16 protein-coding genes and 1 pseudogene are annotated in these 17,666 nt (G+C 49.5%); 7 read left to right on the top strand and 10 right to left on the bottom strand.

Annotated elements, in window-relative coordinates:
- The 7 genes from C6Y40_RS11210 to seqA all read right to left on the bottom strand — a co-directional run bounded on the left by C6Y40_RS11210 (position 1) and on the right by seqA (position 8,368).
- A complete protein-coding gene (locus tag C6Y40_RS11210; protein WP_105934664.1) occupies positions 1-321 on the bottom strand; it encodes a heavy metal-binding domain-containing protein in 321 nt (106 codons plus the stop codon).
- Positions 318-731 (bottom strand): HIT domain-containing protein, encoded by a 414-nt coding sequence (locus tag C6Y40_RS11205; RefSeq protein WP_105934663.1) that lies wholly within the window; start codon positions 729-731, stop codon positions 318-320. Before C6Y40_RS11205 ends, C6Y40_RS11210 begins: the two co-directional genes overlap by 4 nt.
- Positions 724-1,752, bottom strand: coding sequence for a succinylglutamate desuccinylase (astE, locus tag C6Y40_RS11200; RefSeq protein ID WP_105934662.1), 1,029 nt, complete (start codon positions 1,750-1,752; stop codon positions 724-726). Before astE ends, C6Y40_RS11205 begins: the two co-directional genes overlap by 8 nt.
- A gap of 110 nt (positions 1,753-1,862) precedes the next feature.
- On the bottom strand, positions 1,863-3,188 hold the full coding sequence (locus C6Y40_RS11195; protein ID WP_105934661.1) for a putative bifunctional diguanylate cyclase/phosphodiesterase: 1,326 nt from the start codon (positions 3,186-3,188) through the stop codon (positions 1,863-1,865).
- A 180-nt stretch (positions 3,189-3,368) separates the two neighbouring features.
- Positions 3,369-5,849: a glycogen/starch/alpha-glucan phosphorylase gene (locus tag C6Y40_RS11190; protein WP_105934660.1), complete on the bottom strand. Its 2,481-nt coding sequence runs from the start codon at positions 5,847-5,849 to the stop codon at positions 3,369-3,371.
- A 191-nt stretch (positions 5,850-6,040) separates the two neighbouring features.
- Complete coding sequence (gene pgm / locus C6Y40_RS11185) at positions 6,041-7,693, bottom strand: phosphoglucomutase (alpha-D-glucose-1,6-bisphosphate-dependent) (protein ID WP_105934659.1); 1,653 nt, start codon at positions 7,691-7,693, stop codon at positions 6,041-6,043.
- Positions 7,694-7,732: 39 nt separating this feature from the next.
- Complete coding sequence (gene seqA, locus C6Y40_RS11180) at positions 7,733-8,368, bottom strand: replication initiation negative regulator SeqA (protein ID WP_105934658.1); 636 nt, start codon at positions 8,366-8,368, stop codon at positions 7,733-7,735.
- Positions 8,369-8,573: 205 nt separating this feature from the next.
- Here seqA and C6Y40_RS11175 point away from each other — a divergent pair, with 205 nt between their 5' ends.
- Genes C6Y40_RS11175 through C6Y40_RS11165 form a run of 3 tightly spaced genes read left to right on the top strand, consistent with a single transcriptional unit; the run spans position 8,574 to position 12,530 of the window.
- Positions 8,574-9,533 carry an AAA family ATPase gene (locus C6Y40_RS11175; protein ID WP_276309512.1) on the top strand — a complete coding sequence of 320 codons (960 nt, stop codon included), beginning with the start codon at positions 8,574-8,576 and terminating at the stop codon, positions 9,531-9,533.
- Complete coding sequence (locus C6Y40_RS11170) at positions 9,533-10,522, top strand: DUF58 domain-containing protein (RefSeq protein ID WP_105934656.1); 990 nt, start codon at positions 9,533-9,535, stop codon at positions 10,520-10,522. The genes C6Y40_RS11175 and C6Y40_RS11170 overlap by 1 nt, the downstream gene beginning before the upstream one ends.
- Positions 10,509-12,530, top strand: coding sequence for a transglutaminase TgpA family protein (locus C6Y40_RS11165; protein ID WP_105934655.1), 2,022 nt, complete (start codon positions 10,509-10,511; stop codon positions 12,528-12,530). Before C6Y40_RS11170 ends, C6Y40_RS11165 begins: the two co-directional genes overlap by 14 nt.
- A 10-nt stretch (positions 12,531-12,540) precedes the next feature.
- On the opposite strand, the gene C6Y40_RS11160 is transcribed toward C6Y40_RS11165, so the two are convergent.
- Genes C6Y40_RS11160 through C6Y40_RS11150 form a run of 3 tightly spaced genes read right to left on the bottom strand, consistent with a single transcriptional unit; the run spans position 12,541 to position 15,298 of the window.
- Complete coding sequence (locus tag C6Y40_RS11160; protein WP_105934654.1) at positions 12,541-13,137, bottom strand: GNAT family N-acetyltransferase; 597 nt, start codon at positions 13,135-13,137, stop codon at positions 12,541-12,543.
- A gap of 30 nt (positions 13,138-13,167) precedes the next feature.
- Entirely contained in the window at positions 13,168-13,629 is a 462-nt protein-coding gene (locus C6Y40_RS11155) for a hypothetical protein (protein ID WP_146129549.1), read from the bottom strand.
- A 40-nt stretch (positions 13,630-13,669) separates the two neighbouring features.
- Complete coding sequence (locus C6Y40_RS11150; RefSeq protein WP_105934652.1) at positions 13,670-15,298, bottom strand: ABC-F family ATP-binding cassette domain-containing protein; 1,629 nt, start codon at positions 15,296-15,298, stop codon at positions 13,670-13,672.
- Between the two features lie 393 nt (positions 15,299-15,691).
- Between C6Y40_RS11150 and C6Y40_RS11145 the strand changes: the two genes are divergently transcribed.
- From C6Y40_RS11145 to C6Y40_RS11130, 4 genes and pseudogenes are all read left to right on the top strand, one after another.
- Positions 15,692-16,360 (top strand): DUF2975 domain-containing protein, encoded by a 669-nt coding sequence (locus tag C6Y40_RS11145; RefSeq protein WP_105934651.1) that lies wholly within the window; start codon positions 15,692-15,694, stop codon positions 16,358-16,360.
- A gap of 2 nt (positions 16,361-16,362) precedes the next feature.
- On the top strand, positions 16,363-16,575 hold the full coding sequence (locus C6Y40_RS11140) for a helix-turn-helix domain-containing protein (protein ID WP_105934650.1): 213 nt from the start codon (positions 16,363-16,365) through the stop codon (positions 16,573-16,575).
- 134 nt (positions 16,576-16,709) lie between these two features.
- On the top strand, positions 16,710-17,492 hold the full coding sequence (locus C6Y40_RS11135; RefSeq protein WP_146129548.1) for a PD40 domain-containing protein: 783 nt from the start codon (positions 16,710-16,712) through the stop codon (positions 17,490-17,492).
- Between the two features lie 22 nt (positions 17,493-17,514).
- Positions 17,515-17,666 (top strand): annotated as a pseudogene (locus tag C6Y40_RS11130) (IS5/IS1182 family transposase); the annotation flags it as partial.

The following is a 17,666-nucleotide window of genomic DNA, read 5'->3' as shown; positions in this document are numbered from 1 at the left end:
TTACGCAACCGTTACTGCAGTACCACTGATGCTTACCATCAGCATGCTGTTTTTGTCACCCAGCACTTCGTAATCCAAATCGATGCCCACGACGGCATTAGCTCCCATGCCGAGAGCTTCCTGCTCGAGCTCGCGAAAAGCAATTTGCCGCGCTTTGGTTAGTTCATCTTCATAAGAGCCCGAGCGCCCGCCCACAATGTCGCGGATAGAAGCAAACAGATCCTTAAAAATATTGGCGCCCATAATGGCTTCGCCAATCACAATACCGTGATAGCTTTTGATTTCTTTACCTTCAATGCTCGGTGTTGTCGTTAGTATCATGCTGATTCCTTAAATAATACTTGTTGTAATTGTGCGACCTGACGGGCCGCCTCCTCATCGGTATATTTTACAGCGGGTAATTTGCCCCACACAGGGGCTGGCCAGCTTGGGTCGTCATGAAAACGCACTATATGATGAATATGTAGCTGAGCCACCACATTACCTAAAGCGCCGATATTCATTTTGTGGCCGGCGCAATGCTTCATCATTGCTATCGCCACTGCACGACTCTCGGCACAAAACTGCAGGTAATCCTGTTCATCCAGATCGGCGAGCTCCACCAGCTGTGGGCGCCTCGGCACCAGAATAAGCCAGGGATACTGGCTGTCGTTCATTAACAATACGCGGCATAAGGGTAAATCCCCCACCACCAGCGTGTCGGCGGCAAGTACCGGATCCAGTTCAAACATCAAGTTTCTCCACTGTGGTTGGCACCACTGTTAACAGTGCCCGCTGACCTATAGCAACCTTTGCATTAGGAAACACTATCGCCTCACCTTCATGCTCGGCCACGTAGTCACAGCCAGGTTCAGAGGCTAACACCTCCCCTTGCTTAAAATCAGTAAAATTGGGGGTATCATCATCGAAATGCAGCTTAAAATCGGCATGATTGCGGTTAATCACCTGATTTACCCGATAAATCAGTAAGCTGTCCAGGTTAGCCTCAGGGGCATAATCGGTCTCGCTGAGTAAGGCAATCAAAGACGCCCGGGCCGCGGCAAAACGCGCCATGTCATTTTCGCCAAAGGGTCTTACTTTACCCAGCTCTACGGTAAATCCGCGGGCTTTACAGGTAGCCGTAGAAAAATAACTGAAAGTCGTGGTGGGTGCCGAGGATAACAGGAAGGTATTTACCCCACAGGCCGCCAGAAAGCCAAACTGTTTAGCGCTGTGCTCACGCTCGTCATCAAGGTACGGCATAACCACAAACTTTTCGTTTTTGGAGTCCCGAATTGCGGTATGCAGATCATAGTGAAGCTTTTCATCGCCCTCGCCAGCCTTACTGAAAAAGTCGATAACCGTTTCTTCTAGTAGCTTTGCTCGCTGACACTCTGCGTTATTGCCCTGTTGCCAGGCGCCACTAAACAGCCGGTTCATGTTTTCTTCAACAAACCGTCTACCAATATTCATGGCTGGCAAATTGCCAAAAATCAGCAATACACTGTGTTTAAGCTGCAAAGCGCCAGTTAACACTGCATCCAGAATATCTGAGCAAATTTCGATGGGCGCCGTTTCATTGCCGTGCACACCACAGGAAAGCACAATGTGCTTATTGCCGGCATCAGCTGGTTCGATAACTATAATGCCAGGTGCCGTAACTACCACTTTATCACCGGAGGGCAATGCCCACTGCCGGGTCTGAGCAAAGGTGTCGGGCTGAAAACGGGAAAGGTGAAGAAACTGGCCATTCGCCAGATCGGAAAGTTCCATATCGAGTCTGTATTAAATCCTGAAAATAACGTGGGAATAGTTTAGCGCGATAGTACCGAGGATTACAGCAACACAAAAAGTTGTTACAAAAGAAGTGTCAAGCTGGCGTTTCAGCGCTGACTGGCAGCTACCACTTTACGCCGCGAGGGCGAATCGCCAACGATAATATCACTGTGTGCCAGACGCACAAATTCATGACTCGGGATAGCCTTGGAAAACAGGTAGCCCTGCCCCGTTTTAATCCCTATTTCTCGAAGCACGTGCAATTGCTCTATGGTTTCCACCCCTTCGGCAATCACTTCGCAGTGTTTGGCATTGCCAATCACCCGGGCTGCCTCAATAATCGCTTTGTTAACCGGGTTGTCGCTGAGTTCCATCACAAAGGTTTTATCAATTTTAAGCGCATCAAGCGTAATTTCTCGAATGTATGCCAGATTAGAATAGCCTTTGCCAAAATCATCCACGGCAATTTTAATGCCCAGAGCATGCAGCTCAGCCAGTTGTTTTTTCACCATCAGTGAATTAGACACCGCAATATCTTCGGTAAGCTCCAGTTCAAGGCGTGACAGGTGAATGCCGTATTTGTGGCTAAGGGATTTGAGATTGGCAATCAGGCGGGTGTCGTATAACTGAGTCGGGGAAATATTCACTGATAAGGTAATATCAAGCCCCTGCATATCAAAGTCCACCAGGCCTTTAAACGCCGTTTCCAACGTCCAGTAACCCAGTTCGTTCATCATATTGTACGACTCGGCAGCTTCGATGAGCGGCCCGGGAAACAACAAACCGTCGGTCGGGTGGTTCCACCTCAACAGACATTCTGCCCCGACAATCTCCAGCGTTTGTAAATTGACCTTGGGCTGAAAATACAACTCTAGCTCATTTCTGGCCAACGCCCGCTGTAAATCTGCTTTTAGTGCCAGACTGCGACCGGTCTCGGCCTTATCCATCATGCTCAGCAGGTAAAAGTTTTCGTATTTGTTTTCCTTTGCCTGCTTAAGCGCGGTTTCAGCCCGTGAAACAAACAAGGTAAGATCGAACTCGCCCTGGGACTTAGACACCACCCCAACATTAAAGTCGGCAATGAACGCATGACCGTCGTAATACATGGGCGATTTGAAGTGCTCAATCAGGAACTCAAATTGTTGCTGCAGCACCACCGGGGAGTGAACACCGGGCAATACCACACCAAATACATCACCGCTAATGCGGCCAAACTCATAATCGTGATTAAACAGCCCCTGCAAGCGGTTGGCAATTTCCAACAGAAATTGATCGCCTACCTCTATGCCGAAGCTGGTCGTTACGTCTGAGAAGCGCACCACATCAATCAGCATCAGCGAAAGCTGGTCGTGACGGTCCCCGCAATGTGCTATTTTATCGATAAACGCATATCGATTGGGGATGGTGGCCAGCGATAAATGAGTGCGAAGCATGCAGTGATGAAATCCTAAAACAAAATAACGCAAGTTATTGATAATAAACTATAGAAACATTGAACACTGCGACATGCAAGCGCAATCACGTATTCTTCACAATACCTTAGTATTATTTACAAATTCGCCTAATCAGGCAACAAAAAAAGCCCCGTAACGGGGCTTTAGTAAAACCAGCAGTTAGCCTTTTCGCACCGGACAGGCATTTAGCTTCCAGATGCGTTCAACATAATCTCTGATTGAACGGTCGGAGGTAAATTTGCCCATTTTAGCGGTGTTAATAATCGCCATTTTCGCCCAGCGTTCTTTATCGCGGTAGGCTTTATCCACTTCTTCCTGCGCTTTGGAATAAGCTTCATAGTCGGCCAGTACCAGATACTGATCGCCATGATCCAGCAGGCTTTGCTTGATTGATGCCAGCGCACCGGGTTTACCTGGCGTGAAGTAATCGGTTTCCAGCCAGTCCAGCACTGCTTTTATTTCCGGATTTTTGTAGTAATAGTCATACGGCTTGTAGCCAGACGCTTTAAGCTCGTTGACTTCATCTACGGTTAAACCAAAAATAAAGATATTGTCATCGCCCACTTCCTCGGCTATTTCAATATTGGCGCCATCTAATGTGCCGATGGTCACTGCACCATTTAATGCCAGTTTCATGTTACCGGTACCCGATGCTTCCTTACCAGCGGTACTGATTTGCTCTGATACATCTGCCGCGGGGATCATTTTCTCTGCCAGCGACACGCGATAGTTAGGCAAAAACGCCACTTTAAGCTTTTGATTTACCCGTGCATCGTTATTGATCTTGTCGGCCACTTTGTTAATGGCGTATATAATATCTTTAGCGAGTTTATAGCCCGGTGCCGCTTTAGCGCCAAAGATAAACACCCGAGGATGCATATCGTAATCCGGATTTTCCAGCAGTCGGCGATACAGCGCCATGATATGCAGTAACGCCAGATGCTGACGCTTGTACTCGTGCAGACGCTTAATTTGCACATCAAAGATGGCGTTAGTGTCTACATCAAAACCCAGCGATTCTTTAATTTCGGCGGCCAGCAGTTGTTTATTTTGCTGCTTCACCTGCATAAATTGCTTCTGGAAAGTTTTATTACCGGCGTATTTTTCCAGCCCTTCCAGCTTTTTAAGGTCCAGCGGCCAGTCGGCGCCGACTTTTTTATCGATAAGTTTAGACAGTGCCGGGTTACAGGCTTTTAACCAACGACGCGGCGTAATACCGTTGGTGACGTTAGTCAGCTTGCCTGGCCACAATGCATCAAACTCCGGGAACAGGTTTTGTTTAACCAAACGCGAATGCAGTTCAGCCACGCCGTTAACAGCAAACGAGCCAATAACAGACAGATGCCCCATGCGGACCATCTTCTCGTTGCCTTCTTCAATAATTGATAAGCGGGCTTTTACGGCGTTATCGCCAGGCCATTTCTTATCCACCTCTTTCATAAAGCGGTGGTTAATTTCGTAAATAATTTCCAGGTGACGCGGCAGGATCTTCTCCAACATTCGTGCCGGCCATTTTTCCAGCGCCTCTGGGAGCAAGGTATGGTTAGTATAAGCAAACACCTTGGTACAAATACCCCAGGCTCTATCCCAGTCAAGTTCAGCGCGGTCGACTAAGATACGCATCAGTTCCGGAATAGCGATAGCCGGGTGGGTGTCGTTTAACTGGATAACCACCTGATCAATAAAGCGACTCCAGTCATCACCGTGGGCGCGCTTATAACGGCGAATAATGTCTTTCAGTGAACAGGCACAAAAGAAATACTGCTGGATCAGACGCAGCTCTTTACCCGCTTCAGTTTCATCATTCGGGTACAACACTTTTGAGATGGTTTCGGCCTGCACGTTTTCGACCTGTGCATCGACATAACCACCAGCGTTAAAGACATCCCAGTTAAAGTAACCTGATGATTTACTTTGCCACAAACGCAAGACGTTAACGGTTTTGCCGCCGTAGCCTACTACCGGAATATCCCATGGGATACCTTTCACTATGTGGCCCGGGTGCCACTCTTTCTGGATACGGCCGTTTTCACCGTACTTTGTTTCTACGTAACCGTATAACGAGACTTCCTGAATCGACTCAGGACGGCAAATTTCCCAAGGGTTGCCATAATCACGCCAGCTATCGGGACGCTCAATTTGCGCGCCACCCTGAATCTCCTGGCGGAATAAGCCGTGTTCGTAATGAATACCATAACCAATGGCCGGCAATTCCATGGTGGCTAATGAGTCGATAAAACAAGCAGCCAGTCGGCCCAGGCCGCCATTACCCAGCGCCATGTCCGGCTCTTCTTCCAAGACATCGCTCAGGCTAACCCCCAGTTCATTGAGTGCATCATTCGCGACCTCAAACAAACCAAAGTTTTGCAGGTTATTGGACAGTAAGCGGCCCATCAAAAACTCGGCCGAAAAATAATGTACCGCACGGGTATCATTCAGATAATGGGTTTTCTGGGTTTTGCGGATCCCTTCCAGCACTTGCTCCTGCATGGCTGAGCAGGTTGCCTTCCACCATGCATGGTTATTGGCTTTGTTCTCATCTGTACCTAAAGTACAGTGCAGGTGCTTAACAACCGCAGCTTTAAATTCGCTTTTGTTGATGGTCACATTGCGTTCAACGTTGGGTTTCTTGGCGCTCATGTGTGGTTCTCACTATAGATGTCTGGTTAACAGTAAAATGTAATTTAATTACAACTCTATAGTTCAAATATAACAGCAAAGGAACAGCTTGTTTGTAAAATATTTGTTAAAAATAGAAAAATCCAGCATGAATTTTAATCAACACGCTGGATTTTAACATTTATTTTACAACAATTAATGAGATGAAGTAGCTATTTGATAATTTTTGCTACTAATTGCTCGGCTTCTTTAATGAGCTCCTGTAAGTGAGTTTCACCATTAAAGCTTTCCGCATAAATTTTGTAGATTTGTTCGGTACCAGACGGACGCGCAGCAAACCAGCCATTTTCGGTCGACACTTTAACCCCGCCGATGGCGGCATTGTTACCAGGCGCATGAGTCTGCACGTTGGTTATCGGCTCGCCGGCCAGCGATTCGCTGGTAACTACGCTGGCGTCCATGGCCGAGAGTTTGGCTTTCTCTTCCAGACTGGCCGCCACATCCACACGCTGATAACAGGGTGAACCAAATTTCTCGGTCAGTGCCTGATAATGCTCGCCGGGATCCTTACCGGTAACGGCCAGAATTTCCGCCGCCAGCAAACACATGATAAAGCCGTCTTTGTCGGTGGCCCAGGTCTGTCCGTCACGTTGCAGATAAATACCACCGGCACTTTCTTCGCCGGCAAACCCGAGCGTGCCATCCGACAGTCCTTCAACAAACCATTTAAAGCCCACTGGCATTTCTGCCAGTTCGCGACCCATATCGCCCACTACACGATCGATCATGGAACTGGAGACCAGTGTTTTACCTACTTTCAGGCTGGCATCCCACTGCGGGCGGTGCTGGTACAGGTAATTAATGGCAACCGCGAGGTAATGATTAGGATTCATCAGACCGCTGCTGGGGCAAACAATACCGTGGCGGTCAAAGTCAGGGTCGTTGCCCCAGGCTAAATCAAACTTATCTTTAAGCTCTATCAGTCCGGCCATGGCATAGGCCGAAGAACAGTCCATCCGTAACTTACCGTCTTTATCACGGCGCATAAAACCAAACTGCGGGTCAACCTGCGGATTTACCACAGTAATATCCAGACCATAGTGTTCTGCCAGATATTTCCAGTAGCCCACACCAGCACCACCGAGCGGATCGGTACCCAGTTTTAAACCGGCTTTGGCAATGGCCTGCATATCCACCACTTCTGCCAGATCTTCAATATACGGCACCATAAAATCTTGTTCCGACACAAAGTCAGAAGCCATAGCCGCTTTTAAATCGATACGTTTAACGTCTTTATTGCCATTGGCAATCAGGCTGTTAGCGCGTTCCTGAATGATTTTGGTAACATCACTGTCGGCCGGGCCACCGTGTGGCGGGTTATATTTAAAACCACCATCAGATGGAGGGTTGTGCGAAGGCGTGATAACAATGCCATCGGCCAGGCCTTCACTGCGACCGCGGTTGTAACGAATAATGGTGCGAGAGATAACTGGCGTTGGCGTGTAGCCTTTAGAATCGTTATCGTCGCGTTGAATCACTACCGATACATTGTTGGCGCTAAGCACTTCGATCGCCGTAATCATCGCAGGTTCTGAAAGCGCGTGGGTATCCTTACCAATAAACACCGGGCCGGTAATTTGCTGGTGCTCACGATATTCCGCCAGAGCCTGGCAGATGGCAGCGATATGCATATCGTTAAAGGTTGTCTGAGTTGCTGTACCGCGATGGCCTGAGGTGCCGAAGCTAACCGCCTGAGCAGGGTCGGTGGCATCCGGTTGATAACTAAAATACTGGCTAACCAGTTGGGCCACATTAATAAGCTGCTCTGGAGCAGCCGCCTTACCAGCTTCCGGGTGTAACGCCATGAAAATATCCTTTTGTAAGTCGTGAAATCACATCATTGTTTACGAATCAAAGGTTTCGCTAACGGTTTCCACTACCTTATCGTCATATCCTAAAATCTGCAAAACCTGGCTCAGCATGGCCAGTTTTTTTGCCGTATTATTGTTTGTTACTACCCAAAAACCGCTGTCCGGAATGGCTTTTGGATTAGTACTGCTGCCAGACATGAGAAGTTCTTCCTTGCTGCTGGCAAAGTACTTACGGTTTTTGCCGACAATCGATTCTACTTTGGCAAAGTCGCCCGGGTGTTGCAGATAAATCTGTTGCAGAATAAACAGGAACTGATCAACCCGTTTGTCGAACTGACTCAGGGCATCTTTATTAACGCGCTGCAGTAAGTCATCGCCAGACGCCGCCGGCGCAGAGGCAGTTGATACCGGCGCAGGCGCTGGTTTTGCCTTAGCGGTGGTTTTAACCGGCGTCGCAGCATCCGGCTGTGGAGTGGTTTCTGCCTGAGCGGGTGCAGCGGATGCAGCGGATGCCGCAGGAATTGAAGCGCCACTGGTTACTACGGTAGTAACGATTCCGGGCTCGTCGATCAGCAACCGACGTAAAATTTCACAAGCACTCTCACCAATATGTTTTGTCTGGCTGGCGATAAACGCATACAGCTCATCATCTATTTCTATTGTTTTCATACATACTACTTCCGTTTTTTGGCGGTTATTATAGTCAACCCGGCTGAGGATCGCAGCACTTTATACAGACAACTTCCATCGATCGCCAATCGACTGTCTAAAATCTCTGTCAGGCGCGCTACTCTCTCCTATACTTAAGTATCAGGACAATCACCTAAGTTGCTGTTTATATTTGCTAGAGTAATCCTGCTAATGGAATTGACGTATAAAAACGAAAGCGCTAAAACCGGACATTATCATGCATACAGATCTCTCACCGGCGCTGGCTTATCTCGATAGCCAGGTTCTTGGTAAGCAACATCAGATTAAGCTCGCGGTAACCTGCCTGCTGGCAGACGGTCATTTACTGATAGAAGATTTACCCGGCATGGGAAAAACCACTCTCTCCCATGCTTTAGCAACAGTGTTTGGTTTACACTTTTCCCGCATCCAGTTTACCTCCGACCTGCTTCCCGCTGATATGTTAGGGGTCAATATTTACAACACCCGGCAAGGCGAATTTGAATTTCATCAGGGCCCGGTGTTTAGCCAGGTAGTGCTGGCTGATGAGATTAACCGGGCCAGCCCGAAAACGCAGAGTGCGCTGCTTGAGGCCATGGAAGAAAACCAGGTAAGCATAGATGGCAGTACGCATTCACTGCCCTCGCCGTTTTTTGTTATCGCCACGCAAAATCCCAGTTATCAGGCCGGTACCTATCCGCTGCCAGAATCTCAGCTTGACCGCTTTTTAATGCGTATCAGCCTGGGCTATCCCGACGGCGAAGCTGAAAAGCGCATGTTGCGAGAATCAGCAGGTGTCAGCAGTCATCACCAAAAGCCTGCCAGTCAGGTATTAAGTGCCGAACAATTACAGGCTATTCAAAAGCAGGTCAGCGATATTCATGTGAGCGATCCGATCCTGGATTACCTGCTACGGCTGGTCAATCAAAGCCGTGATAACAGCGAGTTTCCCTACCCGCTCTCGCCGCGGGCCAGTAAAGCGCTGATGCGCGCCGCGCAGGCCTGGGCATTACTTCATCAGCGGGATTTTGTGTTGCCGGAAGATTTACAGGCAATCTTTACCGCCGTTGCCGAGCACCGCCTGCGTGGCAGTCAGACTGACTATCGGGAAGATGGTCTGCTCAGCCAGCGTATTCTTGACCTTACCGATCCGCTCGCTGCCTGATGGTCTCGCGGCTTAAACGTTCAGTTTACGATTTACAAAACCGTTGGTTGCAGCGGCGAATACCGCCGAGCCCACGCTATCAGCTAAACCTGAAAAACGTGTTTATTTTCCCCAGCCGGTTTGGCTTTGGCTACCTGCTCACCTGTGTGGGACTGTTCATTTTAGGTACCAACTATCAAAACAACCTGATGTTGTTATTGTGCCAGTTTCTGCTGGCTATCTTCTTGCTGCATCTATTTGTCAGCTACCGTAACTTTACCGCCGTATCGCTATCGTTGAAGGATATCCAGCCGGTCTACGTTTCAGAGCACGCCCTGTTGAGTTTGCAACTGCACGTCAATAGTGAGGACATGCCCTTTTACGGGGGGTTACATATTCAGCTGCGGGGCACTTCTCTGGCCTTGCTGAATCGCCGCGCGGACCAGGACCGCGAAGTTAAATTACTGCTGCCCGCTGCGCAACGCGGTATTTTTCGTTTACCCAGAATCACTCTGTCATCTACCTACCCTCTTGGCCTGTTTCGCTGCTGGACACACCTTGATTTTAATAAGTCGCTGGCCATCTACCCCAAGCCCATCGCCTCGGCGTTAAAACTGACGTCCACCGACGCCAGTCAGGGCGATACAGCTGGAAACGTGGCCGGTATTGACGAATTTGACACGCTACGCACCTTTAAGCCCGGTGATCCAATGAACAGAGTGGCCTGGAAACAAGCTGCCAAAGGCGGCGAACTGAGCACAAAAATCTTTAACCAGGCGCAACAGGAGGGCGGCTGGCTGAGCCTCGATACTTACGCCGGTGAACCTCTTGAGAAAGCCCTGGGCCTGCTTACCTATCAGGTTAACCGGTTATCTTCTCAGCAACATGTTTTCGGCCTGAGCATTGGCGACAAACGCATAGAGCCCGCCACCGGCGAGGCTCATAAACATCGTTGCCTTAAATCACTGGCCCGTTACCGGCAATCCGAGCAAGACTATGCAGCCGATTGATAAACCCATTCGCAACCAAACCGCCAGTGCACTTATCGCTCTGGTGTTTTGCGTATTGAGCCTGAGTCTGTTTGCCCCCCTGTTATTCTGGGTGTTACTAATTTCCCTGTGCGCTACCGGCATTCGCCTCGTGATGTACTTTGGCTGGTATCAGCCCATGCCCTCGCTGCGTACCATTAATCTACTGGGGTTGTTATGCTGCCTGTGTCTGGGCTGGTTCAGCCTGCAGATTGGCCTGTTGCTCACCATGGTTAATTTACTGATCCTGGCAGGCGCCTTAAAGCTCATTATACTCAACCGGCCACGGGATTTGTTTCACCTGTTTTGCACCTGCCTGTTTGTTATTGGCATGGGTTTTACTTTCCATCAATCTGTCGTCATGACGTTATTTTATGGCCTGTTAACCTTGTCGTTGTTAGTTGCCATTGGTCGCTACTTTTCACCTTCACAGCATTTACCTTGGCATATCAAACGGCTGTCAGTGATGAGTATGCAGGCTCTGCCCATCGCTATCCTGTTGTTCCTGATATTACCTAAGCTGCCCCCCTTATGGAAAATGCCAGTGTCGAAAAGTACCGAAACCGGCTTAACCGATACGGTAACTCCCGGCGATATCGCCAACCTCACCCAATCCGGCGAGCTGGCTTTCAGAGCCACGTTTACTGGCGCTCTGCCGCCGCCCGCCGAACGTTACTGGCGAGCCCTGACCCTTGAGTATTTTGATGGCAAACAGTGGTCTGTCAGTCCGCTGCGCAAACAGGTGCGCAAACAATATCGCTTGCTTAATAACGAGTTTAAGCCCCGGGTGAGTGGCAGTTGGTGGGAGTATGAGGTAATTACCGAGCCCACTAACAAGCACTGGTTATTCAGCATAGATGTGGCCATACCCGACGACCTGAACAGTTCACAAGCCATCTGGCAAAGCAGTGACTATTCCTTGCTCAGCGAAACACCGATTACGTCGCGGCGAGCTTACCGGGTGCGTTCTTATCCCACCACGCCGATGGACCAGACACTCTACAGCATCGACAGCAGGCTTAACCTGCAGTTACCGAATAATACAGCGGTGAATCCGCAAACCCAGGCCTGGGCCGAACAAATCGCCGCCGACAACGCTACCCAGGTTGAACGGGTGCAGGCAGTGCTGGATTATTTTGTCGACCAGGGCTTCCGTTATACCCTTACACCGCCGCCAATGCCGGATCATCCCATTGATGATTTTCTGTTCATCCATCAGGAAGGCTTTTGTGCTCATTACGCCAGTGCCATGAGCTATGTACTGCGGTTACTGGGCATTCCGGCCAGAATGGTAGCCGGGTATCATGGCGGCGAATCGTTACAACCAGACGTACTCAGCGTTTATCAGTATGACGCTCATGCCTGGGTAGAGGCGTGGCTGGACGGCCGCGGCTGGGTCCGTTTTGATCCCAGCGGTATCGTCGCTCCGGCCCGACTGGAGCTGGGGTTGCAGCAAGCCGTGGAAGAAGAGTCATTCCTGGCCAATAACCAGATGGCCAGACTGCAACAGCTGCCGCTGTTTGCCGAGCTACGCAATCTTTATAGTTTACTGGATTACCAGTGGAGCCGCTGGGTGCTTGGATTCGACGCTGAACGTCAGCAAAATCTGTTGGCACTGTTATTAGGCAAGGTAACCACTCAGCGGATCATGTTTCTGATGCTGGGTATATGCCTGGTGATCGGCTTGCTGCTGGCACTTTACTTTATCCCGCACTGGCAGCGTAAACGCCCACCAGCTAACCTACGCTGGTTTTTACAGGCCAGCCAAAAGGCTGAGCAGATTACCGGTCTCGAGCGTCATAATGACGGTCCTGAGCACTTTGCCGAACGCGCAGCGCAGCGGCTATCTCCCCAATCGGCCAGGCAGTTTAAAGCAATCTGTGAGGCTTTTATCGCTCTCAATTACGCGCGCGATGGTGAGGTCAGCCCCCAGAGTCATGCTTTTATTACGCAGTGCAAAACGTTTATCCGCCAGGCTAAAGCGTGCTAAATAAATTGCCTTATCGGTAGCAGCTCAACAAATAATTCAGGTGGGCACGCACTTCCGGCCATTCACCCTGGCGCAGGCTATACATCACGGTATCGCGGATGGTGCCGTCACGGCGCATATGATGGCCGCGGATCACACCGTCTTTTTTGGCGCCTAAACGCTCTATGGCCCGCTGACTGGCATAATTATAATTATCGGTGCGCCACCCGACTACGTGGCAGTTGAGTACATCGAAAGCGTGTGACAGCATCAGCAACTTGCAGGTGGTATTCACATGGGTTCGCTGGGCGCTTTTGGCATACCAGGTATAGCCAATTTCAAGACGTTTAACCGCAGGCAGAATATCGTGGTAACTGGTTGTCCCCAGCACATTTCCTGTTGTCTGCTCGATCACCGCTAAGGCAAAGCGCTCACCGGCCTCGCGGGCGCGCAGTGCTGCGTTAATATAATCTGCCGTGGCCTCGGGCTCGGGTACTGAAGTCACCCGCAGCTGCCATAATTCGCCATCGGCGGCAGCAGCCTTTAAACCTGCCTCATGAGCGGCTTCCAGTGGTATCATCGTCACGCCGTTAGCGCTAAGGGTTACAGATTTAACAAAGGTCGTCATGCCATACTCTCAACGATTGATAATAACCGCTTAACTGCCCTGCTCGCTGAGCGGTTGATTAACTCTCATACTGCCATGTTCATCATAGTCAGGATACAGACTAATGGTGTCAACTTTGCCAGCAACCACCCACAGTGACACATCCTTGTCGGCCAGCAGGTAGTCCTGGCCAAACTCATCGAAATCATCATCTAATTCCAGATCAGGAAACATTAAGCGTATTTCCAGAATCGATTTACCAATAACACATTTGCCTTCCAGCTCAGCTTCGGAGGATGAGACCGAAATCGTCCCGAGCACAAAATTGTCGCAGGATGAAAAACTCAGCTCAGTACCGTTGGCGTATTGCCACACAACATCCCGCTCCTCCAGGCTGTCGCACAGTGGATGGAAATGGTATATGTCTTCTGGTTGCCCCCAGGCCTCGCGTACCTGGGTCATGCTCATGCCAAAATATAACCGGTCTATTCCGGCTTGAGGATAAACTTTCACTGCTGCTCATGACTCATTAAAGCGGAGTCCCTACGTAAATTTACCGCCCTTGTACAGTAACGTCTGACAAAATACCAGCACCAAATGCTGCCTGACTCTCGCCACTGTTTAGGTGATAAGCACTTTTAACCCCGGCCTCAATAGCAAATGCGCTATCGTGACTAATTAAAATAAAACCGCCCTGATATCGGTCTAGCGCTGCTGCCAACAGGATTTTTGCATTCAAATCCAGGTGATTGTCGGGCTCATCGAGTAACAAAAATGGCTGCTGCGGCTGATGACTGACGATTAACATAGCCAGTTTCATTTTCTCTCCGCCACTTAAGCTTTCGGCCGGGTTAAAAACACTGTCGCGGCGAAAGCCGATACCAGCCAGTAAAGTGCGCGCGTCAGACTCGCTTAACGCCGGGCACTGCTGTAAAAGGTTATCCAGTAAACTGAGCGTAGGCACCACCGAGCTAAAGTGCTGATCGAGATAACACAGCGGAGTATTAACATGAAGCTCTCCAGCTTGCAGCGATAGCTCGCCCGTCAGCGTTTTTAGTAAAGTGGACTTACCACTACCGTTATCGCCTTGCAGATGCAGTTTATCCCCTTCTCCCACCTGCAAATTAAATGGCTGTGAGCTACCAAATGCCAGCACGCCATTAAGGAGAGTGAGAGCTTTTTTATTGCCTGCATTAGCAGAGGGTAGATGGATAGCCTGTTTTTGGGTTAGGCATTGTGCTGATTGCAGTTGGCTGGCTCGTTGCTGTAACTGTTTTTGCCTGCCTTCGATATTCTTATTGCGACTAGCAGCACTGGCCGTCGCGCGGTCCTTTTGTTTATCCAGTAAACATTTAGCCTGACTGCCCCGCAATTTTTGCCCCTGGGCAGCGCGTTGCGCGGCCTTCTCAAGGCTTCGCTGGGCTTGTTGCTGAACTTGCTTTTGCTGCTTGTGCAGTGTTTCAATCTGACGGTTTAATGCCTGCTCATGAGATTGCTTTTGCGCGGCATACTGAGCGTAATTACCGCCATACACTGTTATCCCGTTTTGATTAAGCTCCCAGATTTCTGCCATTCCCTGCAATAATTCACGGTCGTGACTTATTAGCAGTACCGCTGCCGCAGTGGATTGAACTTGCGCTTGTAACCAGCGCCGGGCACGGCGATCCAGATGATTAGATGGCTCATCCAGAATTAACAAGTTGTGTTCGCCCTTAAAAAGTTGCCATAGGCGTAGTATCGCCAGTTGACCACCACTGAGTGTTGCGCATCGGGTTTGCGGATCATCAGGCAGGCCCAGCGTTGCCAGTTGACTGGCAAGCTGGGCAGGCAAATCCCACTGCTCACCCACCGACTCAAACAAATGGTCAGTGCATTCACCTTTGGTAATTCGCGAAAGCGCATCAAGTACAGGTGCCACGCCAAGAACTTCGGCGATAGTCGCCTCACTCGCCAGCAAGTGCGAAGGTTGCTGGCAGAATACGCCGGTATCGGCATTGCAAACTACGGTGCCACCGGTAGGCACCCGCTTACCCGTTAAAATTGTTGCCAATAGCGATTTACCGGCACCATTACGGCCCACCAGCCCCACACGGCGGCAAGACATTGATACCGAAACAGAATGAAAAAGCGTGTCGCCCGCAGGCAGTTGATAACTAAGATTGTGTGCTTGAAGTATAGGCATTAACGCCTCCCGTTAAGCGGGCTTCAGCTTAGCAGCACATTGCAAATTTAAGAGGCAGCATCGCGCCGGTAAAACGCCATACTATTACGATAGTGAGCTACGCCGACTAACCCTGTAGATCCAAAAAAATAACGATAAAAATGGACGACAGGCTTAGTTGTTCATGATGGCGGTAACTCCGAATAATGTAGTGTGCAGAATTTAACCAACAACCCTATTCATTGCAAGCGCTAACAACATTTTGTTACAGATTCGGCGCTTATATAAGCAGCTGAACAGTAAAGAAAAACAACGAACAACGATAAATGTTTATTGTTTTTCGATAAATAATTATTGTAAAAGAAGAAGCGAGTGCTAAAGTAATAGTCAGCATAACTAAGCAAGGAATTGACCATGACCAGTCAGGAATCATCAGATATTATGAATACCAGCAGCCAGTTACCGGCCCCGAAATACACCCCGGCGCTCAAGACGTGGTTCGACTTTCTTTATTATTTAAGTGGACTCGCAATGCTGGTAGGAGCTGGTTTTATCCTCGTTGTCGGATTAAATATTCCCGGGGAAATCAGCGAGCGCCACACCGATATCGAATACTGGTTTAACGCCACGGTGATTGCCAATGATGTCACCGCAGCGGCGAGTGAAATTATGCAGGTCGATGGCAAACTTAAACTCAATAATACCAGCGGCCGGGCAGCCTTTTTTATTGCTAATACAGATTCCATACTCATCAGCGGTATATTCAGTTTGCTGGCATTTTATAACCTGCGTAAATTGTTCGCTAACCTGGCTACTCAGCGTATTTTCGATTTGGAAAATGTCGCTTATGTAAAAAAGCTAGGCTTGCTTATCCTGGTTTATAGCCTTGTCTCGCCTTTTCTTACCTACCTGTGCGGCATGGCGATACTGGCGGAAATCGGTGAGTTTCATAAACAACTTCAACTTTCTCCCTATGTTTCAATACCTATCGAGGGCATTCTGATTAGCGGGGCATTGCTGGTACTGGCCCAGATACTCGAGTACGCTTTTCAGATGAAACAAGAACAATCACTGACCATATAATTATGTCTAAAGCCATTAAAATAAATCTGGATATGGTCATGCTGCAGCGCAAGATGTCACTCACCGAGTTATCTGAACGCGTTGGTATCACCATGGCTAACCTGTCTACCCTGAAAACCGGCAAAGCCAAAGCTATTCGTTTCTCCACTCTACTGGCGCTGTGTGAGGCACTGGATTGCAAGCCGGGCGACCTTATTCAACTGGAAGAAGATTAGCATTAGCCCTGCTCCTGCCAGCAAACCGGGATTTACAGCCATCGGTCGGCCCCGGTTTGACTTTACTCACTTTCTCTCGTTTACTGCCATGAGCACGACCTACTATAAAAAACGACGACAAAGTGAATAACACCATGAAAAAACGAACTATTGTCGGCATGAGCCTATTGCTCATGTCCTTCCATTCGATGGCCAAATCCGGCTACCACCGCGACCCGGACCTGCACGATAACCAGGTGGTATTTACCGCCGAAGGCGACCTCTGGTTACATGACATGGAAAGCGCAGCCACCCGCCGCCTGACCACTAATCTGGCGCAGGAACAACAAGCGGCCTTTTCGTCAGACGGAACACAAATCGCCTTTACCGCTAACTATGAAGGCGCAACCGAAGTGTATGTGATCCCCACCGAAGGCGGAGTAGCCAGGCGGGTAACCTTTGAAAACAGCTACGTGTATCTGCAGCAGTGGACCAGCGACGGTAAATTGTTATACAGCACCAATACCCGGGTAGGCCCCGCTAATAACTGGTCGTTAAAACAGGTGGATCCGGCTACCCTGAATACCGAGGAAGTACCGGTTGCCGATGCCATTGAAGGCGCCATTGACGAAGCTTCTGACACGCTTTATTTCACCCAGTTTGGCCTGCAGGTGTCACGCGACAACGCCCGTTATTATCGCGGTGGTGCCCAGGGCGAATTGTGGCGTTACAAGCTGGGTAGCCAAACCGAGGCGCTGCTGCTTACCGACGCCCACGACGCTTCGGCACGCGAACCCATGGTGACTGGCGACAAACTGTATTTTGTGAGTAATCAAAACGGTAACGACAACCTGTGGGTAATGTCGGCCTCCGGTAAAAACGCCAAAGCGCTAAGGAAGATGCGAATAAGTCCCCGATGTGAGATCATAGCTGCATAGTAAATCACAGCCATTACCGCCCATGAGCCAACAGTTAACTTTTGCCGATAGTGAGTTTTCCAGCAAGCGCCGCCAGACCCGTAAAGAGATATTCTTATCCAGAATGGATAAACTGCTGCCGTGGCCTCAACTGCTGGAAGTGATTGAACCCTTTTATCCTAAAGCTGGCAATGG

The organism is Marisediminitalea alba, from assembly GCF_002993365.1.
In the GTDB taxonomy this organism is placed as follows: domain Bacteria; phylum Pseudomonadota; class Gammaproteobacteria; order Enterobacterales; family Alteromonadaceae; genus Alteromonas; species Alteromonas alba.
The sequence above is the reverse complement of the archived record's forward strand: the minus strand, read 5'-3'. Positions and strand labels throughout refer to the sequence as shown.